This is a genomic window from Candidatus Binatota bacterium (genome assembly GCA_012960245.1).
Taxonomy (GTDB): domain Bacteria; phylum Desulfobacterota; class Binatia; order UBA1149; family UBA1149; genus UBA1149.
Genome location: DUBO01000055.1, coordinates 1 through 10,194, shown reverse-complemented (window position 1 = coordinate 10,194; position 10,194 = coordinate 1). Strand labels below are relative to the sequence as shown.

Below are 10,194 nucleotides of genomic sequence, written 5' to 3'. Positions count from 1 at the left end.
GAGCTAGTTCCTACCGATGCGGGTACGCTCTGCAACGACGGTTTGTTCTGCAACGGTCCTGACGGCTGCGACGGCTCTGGTACCTGCGTAGCCGCGGGCCTTGACCCCTGCACCTCCTCCGCGGTCCTGCTCGAATGCAACAACGTCTGCGACGAAGACGCCGACTCCTGCCTGGTGCCCGCGGGCACCAGCTGCAGCAGCGACGGCGTGTTCTGCAACGGCGTGGAAACTTGCGACGGCGCCGGAAGCTGCTCAGATCATTCGGGGGACCCCTGCACCATCGGCCCCGAGTGCGCCCAGCAATGCAACGAGACCACGGCTACCTGTGTGCCCGACTCTAAGGGTACCCCCTGCAGCGATGACGGCTATCCCTGCACCGTCGACGCGTGCAACGGCAACGGCAAGTGCAAGGGCAAGACCAAGCCCGCCAAGGGCAACGTCTGCCGGCCCGTGGCGAGCGGCTGCGATGTAGCCGAGGTATGCGAGGGCAAAAAGTTCTGCCCCGCCGACGAGTTCCTGCCAGCCGGCACTCCTTGTTCTGCCGATGCCGACGCGTGCACAGACCAGTTGTGTGACGGTGGGCCCGATTGCACCTACCCACCGACTGTCTGCGATGACTCCAATCCCTGCCTGACCCCGACCTGTGACTCGGTGACCGGTTGCGGCGGTGACCCGCTGCCCGACGGCACCCCCTGCGATGACGGCAAATCCTGCACCCTCGGCGACACCTGCAGCTCGGGTACCTGTACCGGTAGCCCGCTTGTTGACACCGACTCCGACGGCTACTGCGACGAACTGGAACTGGCCCTCGGCTGCGACCACCAGGACTTCACCGAGATCCCGTGGCCCGATAGCCCCGAAAGCCCGACCCTTGTCTTCCGTGGTTCCGGGCCTGCCAAGGAGGGCAACACGCTCGTGACCTGGGACGGTCCTTCCAGGAAAGCGATGAAACTTGATTTCAAAGACGAGCTGGGCTGCCTGGCCGCCGGTGTCTGCGACACCGACTGGGGCTTCTGCGTCCAGGGTCTCAGGGCAGACCCGTGCACCGTTGACACCGACTGCAACCGCCCCGAGCTTTCGTGTCGGCTGGTAGCCCGCTGGAGGCCGGCGACTACGTTTGATGTTTTTTCGGCGGTGCTCAAGGGAAGCAAGCCTTTCGGCAAGCAGGACATAACATCCGAGTTCCAGCCGATCACGCGTGGCTGTGCACGTAAGCTCGACATCGACATGCCCGCGAGCCGGCGACTCACCGTCAAGGCCCGCTCGGAAGCCCTTGGCCTGAAGGACATCGACCGCTTCAAGTTCCTGGTGCCCAAGTAATAACCGGCGTGGCCCGCACGCAGGCGGCCATGGCCTTTTCCCGCTTGGACCCGCGATAATTAGACTGCGCGTGCAAAGCGGCCTAGAAACGAGGTTACCGGCGGGTTGGTTCACATCCAGTCAAGCGAAGAGCACCGTCGGCGGCGAAAACACGAAGGGGGACCGACTGGCAGTGTTTACAGAGGAGGAGGAATCTTCCCGGGTTAACGAGAGCGGTTCGCCCGACAAACGGGCCGACAAACCCGGTGGCCGAACCCTGCTGGCGGTGGTCGCCATACTGGTGGCGGCCTACGCGTTGAGCAACGTGGTGCTCGGCAACTGGCCCGGGTTCTGGAGCTTCGCCCGCAGCAGGGCCGACGGCTATGGCTCCATGGTGGCCCGCGCCGAGGCCAACATCCGCCTGCGCCCTGCCCGCCACGCACGCATGCTGTTCGTGGGCAGCAGCACGGTAAACCGCAACATCGACCTGCACGTCCTGGCCGACGCCAGCCCCTGGGACAGCGACTACCTGGGGCTGCTGTGGTTTCCGGCTGCCACCCAGCTTGAGCTGGCAATGTTTGCGCCCCGGTTAGTCGAGAAGCAACCCGACATCGTCGTAGTCCTCGACAGCGTGTGGTCGCTACGAGAAGACGAGCCCTGGCAGAGCCTTCGTCACTACGATTTCTCGGTGGCGAGCGAGCTGCTGGGCTGGCGTGGCCTGCTGGACGAACACGCGCTGCACGCCGATTTTGCGCTGTCTTCATCCCACGCGGTAACACGTAACCGCCAGGCCTTCAGGCAGGTACTGTTCTCGCGCCTGGGCGACAGCAGCAGCCTCGGTCGTAAGGAGGCCTGGACGCTGTTGCACAGCGCAGCGGCCGCAAGGGCAAGAGGGCGACGGCAGGCCAGGGCCAGTGAGTTTGCCTGCCCCAGCGTTCACGTCGACGCGCTGGAACTGCTCGCCGGGCGACTGGCCGCGGTGGGCACTCGCGTGGCCGTGGTGCAATCGCCTACGCAGCTGCGCTGGTCCGACTCCGAACGGGTGCAAGACGAGTACAAGCGCTGCCTGGCCGCGGCCGCCGAGCGCTCGGGCTTTACCTTCATCGACAAGACCATGCTGCCGGGCTTCGGCGCCGACGATTTTTATGATCGTGTTCACCTTACGCCCGAGGCCCGCCCGCGTTTCAGCGCAGTGCTGGCCGAAGTCTTAGTGGCCCGCGGAGTACTGCCGGCAGGAAATCGCTGAAGGGTGAGATTCGATAGCGCAGAATTCCTGTTCTTCCTCGGCGCGGTGCTCGCCCTGCACTGGATAGTGCCCACGCGACGCGCGCTGCTCATCGGCGCCAGCTACGCGTTCTACTCGTCGTGGAACCCGCCGTTCCTGCTGCTCTTGCTGGCATCGACGGCGCTGGACTACTCGGTGGGCCGGCGCCTGCAGCGCACCGACGACCCGACGCGACGGCGAGCCTGGCTCTTGCTCAGCCTGCTGGGCAACCTGGGCGTGCTCGGCTACTTCAAGTACGTCAATTTTTTCCTCGACAACCTCGTCGCGCTGGGCACTCTCAGCCCTGGATGGGCCGATCCGCTGCGCGTGCACACCGCCATCCCTCTCGGCATATCGTTCTACACCTTCCAGACGATCTCTTACTCGATCGACGTCTACCGTCGCAAGATAGAGGCCTGCGAAGACCCCATGGATTTTGCCCTGTTCGTGTCCTTCTTTCCCCAGTTGATAGCCGGTCCGATACTGCGCGCCGCTGAGTTTCTACCGCAGCTGCGCAGGCATCGCCTGCCGGGCCGAACGCAGGTGCTCGACGGGGTCGAGTTGTGCCTGGTGGGCTTGTTCAAAAAAATCGTTATCGCCGACAGCTTTGCGCTGGTGGTCGACAGGTGTTTCGGCGCGCCCGAGTTGTACAGCGGCGAAGCCCTGCTGATCGCGATCTTCGCGTTCTCGGCCCAGATCTACTGCGACTTCTCGGGCTACACCACCATGGCCAGGGGCATGGCCAAGCTGCTGGGCTTCGAACTGCCCGAAAACTTCTTGTTCCCGCTGCTGGCCGGCAACCCGATCGACTATCGACGCGGCTGGCACATGACCATGGGCAACTGGTTTCGCGACTACCTGTACCGCCCACTCGGTGGCGACCGCGGAACGAGGGCGCGCGTGGTCTTCAACACAGTCCTCACGTGGATGGCCTTCGGACTGTGGCACGGCGCGAGCTGGAATTTTGTCGTCTGGGGTATGTACAACGGCTTGCTGCTGGCGGCCTACCGCCTTCTCAAGTCAGGCGACCTGCTGCCCGACAGAAGCCGCCTGGCCACCGCGATCGGCTACCTGTCGATGCCGTTTTTCGTAGCCTTCGCCAACGTATTTTTTCGCGCACAGAGCATCGACAGTGCGCTCCTCATGCTTAGCAGGATCACCACCTGGGCGCCGGGCGACAACGCCGTGCACCTGGCGTGGGCCGCCGGCCTGGCCCTGCTCTACGCCTGGCATTGGGGCAACAAGAAAGCGTGGCCCGGCCCACACCTGTCGCGCCTGGCGTGGCCCGCACGCGCGGTCTACCTCGGCGGGTTTCTCTGGGTACTGATGTTGTTCGCCGGCAGCGGGCAGCCGTTTTACTACTTCCAGTTCTGACCGCGCCCGCCGATCTTCAGTTACTGTCTTTCAACAAGCCCTTGGCCGCTATCACCAGCAGGTACATGACCAGGAACACCGGCAGCGCTCCAAAAATAAAACCCAGTATCCCGAAGACATCGCTGTTACCGAGCTGGTTTGTCCCGAAGCTCAGCCCCCTGTTACCCGCCGCGTTGCCGAGCCAGTAAAAGGCAGTAAAACCCCACGCCACGGCCATGAAGCCGTAAACCATCAGCCGCTGCCGCTTCTCGGACAGGCCCATCTTCGGCAGGGCCAGGCCGATGACCACCAGCAGGATGCCGTTCATGGCACCACCGCTGTGGGCTCTTACCCAGCCTTCACTGGTCCCGTAAACCGAGAAGGACACGATGTTACCTGGCCACAGTTCCCACCCGCCGATGAGAGAAAAAATCAGCATGAAACCGGCAAGCATCGCCGCCATTACCACCAGCAAGCCGTTTGCTATCGCTATTCTTTGAAGCCTGTCCATCCGAACCCCCTGTTAGTGGCGCAGCCGCCGGGGTGCGCCGTGTTATTGTGCAATGCTATCGTGTCAGAAAGGAACCGGCATCTCCGGATCGCTGGTATCTACAAGCGGTATCAACTCCCCCTCGGGCAGCTTCTTGTAAGCGGCTATCCACTCGAGCATCCAGTCGGTGTCCTTGAAGTCCCTCGGATTATGCCAGGGCGACAAGCCGTGTAACAGGAAAGGTGCCACGTTCCAGGCCAGCGCGCACATTTCACGAACCAAGCGGGCCAGGTCGCCAGGCCGGCGCAGCCTGCCGTCTTTTTTAAGCGCCGTGAACATACCAATGAGCCCGTAGCCCAGCACGTGCAAAGACCCGTGCAGCACGCCGAAGGCCCGCGGCAGGTACTTGCCCGAGTAAGCCATGTAGGCATCGAAGGCCACGGTCTTGTGCTCGGCCTCTTCGAGCATGTGCATGAGCCAGAACGAGGTCACGTGACGCTCGGCCCCGCGCCACAAGGAGCGCCGCTTGCCTATAATCCAGGTCGTAAACCCGTTGGTCATGGTTTCAAAGCCGGCGCTGTAGGCCAGCCGCGTTCTCAGGCTGCGCTTTGAAAGCCTGGCGTAAGACGCCTTCAGCCGCTGCTCGACCTGGGCAAACTCGGAATAGCCATTGTCTCTCAACAGCTTGTTCAAGCGCCTGTGGCACTCGTAGTGGCGGGACTCCTGGCCGTCGAACGCTTTCATGTCCTCGAGCAGGAGGGGCTCATCTATGAGCTCGGCGGCCTCACGACTCGTCTGCACCAGGTAGGGCTCGAGGTAGGGCATGGTCAACGACACGCCGTTGAAAAAGTGCGAGCGCACCGGGTTGGCCGGAACCCACAGCGGATCGAGATCCTCGGGAAACTCGAAGGCGAACGGGCGAACGACGATCTCGCCAACGTTCTTGGGCAGGTACCGGTAAGAATCGTTCACACGGTTGCTCTGTGGTCGGCCAAGCCTACCCGCGAGCCTTTTCATCGCAGGCGGCCCACCACACCAGCCAGGCCGCCACGAACTGCATCGGCAGCCTCAGGTACAAGGCCGTGGCCGTCATGTCGGGAAACAGCTCGGGATGCAACGCCATGTGTATGTTGGCCGGGTACACGGCCACCAGCAGCGCGATCAGCCCGTAGCCGGCCTTCTGTCGCGTTGCCGCCAGGAGCACACCCAACCCGCCGAGGATTTCAAACACCCCGCTTATGTAGACCAGCTCGAGGTGGGCCGGCAGCCACGGGGGCACGATGGCCACAAAAAACCCGGGGTTAGTGAAGTGGGTGACACCGGCGAAGGTGAAAAAAACCGATACCACGGCAAGCGCGATTCGACGTGGCCAGGCGGCAGGAAACTCAAACATCGGCTGAGGCTGGCAGCCCGCCACACCCGCTGCAAACCGGTGGGGACGGCGCGACTGGCACCCGGGCTGGCGGCAATGACAGGTATATTGTCTAATGGTTGTCTCGTGGGCCATCCGCGACGGAGCCCCTCATGGCCAACCGCCTGTATACCAACGACGACGGCAGTTTGAAGAACGAGACCGCAGCCGGGCAGTCGGCTTACGCGGCGGCAGCGGCACAACGGCGCGGAGTAGATGCCCAGCTCGTTGAGCGGCTGCTGGCGGAAGTGCAGCAGAACGGCTACGTCATCATCCCCGAGTTGCTGCCCAGGCAGACCATGACCGAGCTCAAGGCCGAGGTGTCACCGCTGCTCACCCACGACGGCCGCAACGAGTTCGAAGGCTTCAAGACGCGCCGCATATACTCGGTCATCGAAAAAACCCTGGCCTGCAACCCGTTGGTTGATAACCCCTTGATACTGGCGCTGCTCGACACCCTGCTGATGAACAACTACCTGCTCTCGCAACTGCAGGCCATCAGCGTCTACCCGGGCGAGATAAGACAGCCGCTTCACCACGACGACGGGTTTTATCCGCTGTCCCGCCCGAGGGCACCCGTAAGCGCGGCGACGATCTGGGCCATCGACGATTTTACCGCCGACAACGGCGCGACCCTGGTCGTACCGGGAAGCCACAAGTGGGGAGACGGGCAGCCCGATGCCGACTCGGCCGAGCTTACCCCCGCAGTCATGCCCGCGGGCTCGGTCGTGTTTTTACTGGGCACGCTCTGGCACGGCGCCGGCTCAAACGACAGCGGCCAGCCGAGGATGGCCGCCACTGCGCAGTACTGCGAGCCGTGGGCGCGGCAACAGGAGAACTACAGCCTGGCGATCTCGCGGGAAAGAGCGCGGCTGTGCAGCCCCGAAATCCAGTCCATGCTCGGCTACAGCCTGCTTTTTCCTTTCATCGGCTTTGTTAACGGCCGCCATCCAAAACGGTTGCTCGAATAGCCGGGACCTGGCCTGAAGAACACCGCAGCACGGAAACCAGGCAATGGGTAAGACCGAACCGGGGCTTGAACTGCAGGCGTTGCTAGAAGAAGCCGAGCTGCGGGCAGGCGGGCTTACCGATCTTGGTGATGGCCCCTTCGTAGAACCCCTCCAGCTATTCCTCGCCTCCCTGGAGGGCGAGGCTGACTTGAACGAGATCGGGGCGATGATCGCCCGCGAACGTATCCTGGGTCACGCGGTCAATCGGCTCCGCTACGTAAACGACCGGAAGACGTTTCCGGAAATCGCGAGGCAGGAAATCGTTCGGCCGGTTTTTATTATCGGCATGCCTCGCACCGGCACCACGATCCTGCACGATATACTGGCCCGGGATCCGGCCAACCGCGCGCCCATGACCTGGGAGGTGATGTTCCCTTCACCGCCGCCGGAAAAGGCCAGCTTCGACAGTGACCAGCGTATCCAGGAATGCGCCGCCACTTTTCCCGACATCGACGCCTTGATCCCCGGCTTCAAGTCCATGCACCCCATGGGCGCGCTGCTTACCCAGGAGTGCGTCACCATGATGGGCGAAACCATGTGCACGCCACTTTTTCACTGCCAGTTCCGGGTGCCTTCCTACCAGGACTGGGTGGACCAGGAAGCAGACTGGAGCCACGTCTACGACTTTCACCGACGCCAGCTCCAACACCTCCAGTCGTTTCACGAGCGAGACCGCTGGGTGCTGAAGACCGGCGCCCACCTGTGGGGCCTGGAGCACCTACTGGCCACTTACCCCGATGCACGTATCGTTTTTACCCACCGGGATCCGGTCGAATCGATGACCTCCTACGCCAGCCTTACCTCGCTCGTGCGCACCATGGGCAGCGACGAAGTAGACCGGGTTGAGATCGCGGCAGATTGGACTGCCCGCCTGCGCAGGGCTGTCGAACACGGACTGCACGTTCGGGAAACCGGAGATTACCCACGGGCCCGGTTTTACGACATGCATTTCTCGGATTTCGTGGCCGATCAGTTCGGCGTCGTGCGCGATATCTACGAGTCTTTTGACCTGCCCATGAGCGATGAAAGCGCCTTGTTGATGCGGGCGTTCATCGATGACAACCCGAAGGGAAAGCACGGTGAACACCACTACACGCCCGGGGAGTTTGGCGTTGACCCGGCCAGGGTCAGGCACGAGTTCCGGCACTATATCGAGCGCTTCGGGTTGCAGCCGGACTAGCACTACGGAAAACGGTGCTGTAGGAAAGCTATCCATGACCACCCCCGACACCATGCGCGCGTGGCGTGTCCACGAATACGGGCAACCTCTCGACGTTCTCCAGGTCGACCAGGTGCCCGTCCCCGAACCCGGCCCCGGGCAGGTGCGCGTCCGTGTCCAGGCGATACCGCTGAACCTGAACGACGTGGATCGTATAGTTGGCTGCAACATGATGGTCCGCCCCGAGCTTCCCTGCATCCCGGGCATGGAGGTGATGGGCGTCGTCGATGCCTGTGGGGAGGGCACGGAAGATTGGCAGGACAAGCGGATAGTCGGGCTTTCGCAAGGTGCTTTCGGAGGGTTCGCCGAGTACGCGCTCTGCCCTGTCATCGGTGCCTTCGACATGCCCGCGACTATACCGCTGCCGGACGCCGCCGCGTTGTATTTTCCGTTTCATCTTGCGTGGCTCGGGCTGCACGACAGGGCCAAGCTGCAGGCGGGGGAGAGCGTCCTGGTCCACGCGGCGGCGGGGGGCTCGGGCTCTGCGGCCGTTCAACTCGCCAAGCACGCCGGTGCACGCGTCTTTGCGACGGCCAGCTCCCAGGCCAAGCTCACTCTTTGCCGCGAGCTGGGTGCCGATGTCGCCATCAACTACGAAGAAAGCGACTTCTCTGAAATCGTTCTCGACGAAACCGACGGTCGCGGCGTAGACGTCGTATTCGACAACGTCGGAGAGGCCGTCATGGAAAAATCAATGCGCTGCATCGCCTACGATGGCCGCTACCTGGCCATGGGCTTCGCTTCGGACAAGAGCGTGGTCGACGAAAAACTGATCGTGCCGCGCAGCTTGTCTGCTGGCAACTTCAGTGTCTGCGGCGTCATGCTCGCATATGCCAACGAGGACCTGGCCTCGTTGATAAAGCGCGGTATGGGGTGGAATTTTGTTCCCGACGCACTCGGTGAACGCGTGATGAAGGAGATCAACGAGCTGGTGCTGGCCAAGCAGGTCAAGCCCGTCGTGGGACAGGTCGTAGACTTCGAGGAACTCCCGGCCGCCGTACACGCCCTGGCCAATCGCCAGACGGTCGGGCGGACAATCGTGAGGATGTGGTAGCCGGCAGCCGCGCTGGCCACCGGGGCGATGTTTATCCGGAGCGATGGTTGTCGAAGCGCCAGAACTTACTGGTCCTGGAGACCGATCAATAGACCACCGTAATCCGGGCATAATTACTCGATCCCGTCAGAGCGCTGAAACCGTTACAGCTAGTACCCTCAAAAGTGACCGTATTTGAGCCTCCGATTGTGTAAAGACCAATGGACGGGGCGAAAGAGCTTGTACCCGGTGTCGTGAGCGGGGTGCAAGCACAATCGTTCAATTGGGTCCAGTTTGTCTGGTTGGTCCCGTTCAATAACACGTTAAAGGTGCCCGCGCCGCAACTCACGCCCTCTACATACTCCACCGAGACGCCGGTCGCCGTGCAACCAGCGGAAGCGGTGTCAATCCAGGTGAAATATGGGTGATCGTCCACAACACAGCCGTTGTAGCGGTGGATTCCAAGCCCGGAGCAATCACTACCCGAGTTGCCGTAGTCACCCAGGGCAATGTCGTATACCTTCGTCGGGCAGCCAACGCAGCCGCTGGTATCGAACACGCAGCCTACTCCGCAAATCAATCCGGAACCACTCGCCCCCTGGCTGACACAGGTCGCGCCCCCCAGGTCGCCGAAGTCGCAGTCCTCGCCCGCGTCGATCACGCCGTTGCCGCAGTCACCCGGCGCGGGATTCGACACGCATGGGATCACGTCAAAACCGCACCCCGCCGTACAACCCAGCGTGCCAGATGCGAAGCCAAGGCCCTGGCACGTTGTAATACCGATGTCCGTACCGTCGCACGACTCGTTGCCCTCCATTACGTTGTTACCACAACCCGGCAAGACACCACCAGCAAGCAAGGTCGCGATCTCGGCGGCATCCGTAGTGACGCGCGCGCCCATCGATGCCTGGTCGCCCAGGCTGGGACACGCATTAGACATGGCAGTCAGTTGCGCCTTGTCTTCGATCTTAGTCCACTTGCCAGCAAACTTCGCCTCGCACTTGAGGTAGTCCACGGGTACTCCCTTGGACACCGCCTTGGAGTCGGCCTTCAAACGACACAACGAGTACTTGCCCGATTCCTTGAGCTTGCCCGACTCGCATTTCACGGCCGGG

At 62.4% G+C, this 10,194-nt stretch carries 8 protein-coding genes; 5 read left to right on the top strand and 3 right to left on the bottom strand.

Annotated features, from left to right (window positions below; genetic code table 11):
* The first annotated feature begins 1,492 nt into the window (after positions 1–1,492).
* Together EYQ35_10830 and EYQ35_10825 are read left to right on the top strand one after the other, a co-directional pair.
* Positions 1,493–2,545 carry a hypothetical protein gene (locus EYQ35_10830; protein HIF64630.1) on the top strand — a complete coding sequence of 351 codons (1,053 nt, stop codon included), beginning with the start codon at positions 1,493–1,495 and terminating at the stop codon, positions 2,543–2,545.
* 3 nt (positions 2,546–2,548) lie between these two features.
* A complete protein-coding gene (locus tag EYQ35_10825) occupies positions 2,549–3,937 on the top strand; it encodes an MBOAT family protein (GenBank protein HIF64629.1) in 1,389 nt (462 codons plus the stop codon).
* Between the two features lie 16 nt (positions 3,938–3,953).
* Here the strand turns inward: EYQ35_10825 and EYQ35_10820 are convergent, their stop codons facing one another.
* From EYQ35_10820 to EYQ35_10810, 3 genes are all read right to left on the bottom strand, one after another.
* Positions 3,954–4,427 carry an isomerase gene (locus EYQ35_10820; GenBank protein ID HIF64628.1) on the bottom strand — a complete coding sequence of 158 codons (474 nt, stop codon included), beginning with the start codon at positions 4,425–4,427 and terminating at the stop codon, positions 3,954–3,956.
* Positions 4,428–4,490: 63 nt separating this feature from the next.
* Positions 4,491–5,423, bottom strand: coding sequence for a metal-dependent hydrolase (locus EYQ35_10815; protein ID HIF64627.1), 933 nt, complete (start codon positions 5,421–5,423; stop codon positions 4,491–4,493).
* A complete protein-coding gene (locus EYQ35_10810) occupies positions 5,404–5,799 on the bottom strand; it encodes a hypothetical protein (protein ID HIF64626.1) in 396 nt (131 codons plus the stop codon). Before EYQ35_10810 ends, EYQ35_10815 begins: the two co-directional genes overlap by 20 nt.
* A gap of 131 nt (positions 5,800–5,930) precedes the next feature.
* Here EYQ35_10810 and EYQ35_10805 point away from each other — a divergent pair, with 131 nt between their 5' ends.
* Genes EYQ35_10805 through EYQ35_10795 form a run of 3 tightly spaced genes read left to right on the top strand, consistent with a single transcriptional unit; the run spans position 5,931 to position 9,100 of the window.
* Entirely contained in the window at positions 5,931–6,788 is an 858-nt protein-coding gene (locus EYQ35_10805) for a phytanoyl-CoA dioxygenase family protein (protein HIF64625.1), read from the top strand.
* A gap of 43 nt (positions 6,789–6,831) precedes the next feature.
* Positions 6,832–8,007, top strand: a complete 1,176-nt coding sequence (locus EYQ35_10800; protein HIF64624.1) for a sulfotransferase — start codon at positions 6,832–6,834, stop codon at positions 8,005–8,007.
* A complete protein-coding gene (locus EYQ35_10795; GenBank protein HIF64623.1) occupies positions 7,883–9,100 on the top strand; it encodes an NADPH:quinone oxidoreductase family protein in 1,218 nt (405 codons plus the stop codon). Before EYQ35_10800 ends, EYQ35_10795 begins: the two co-directional genes overlap by 125 nt.
* Positions 9,101–10,194: the final 1,094 nt, after the last annotated feature.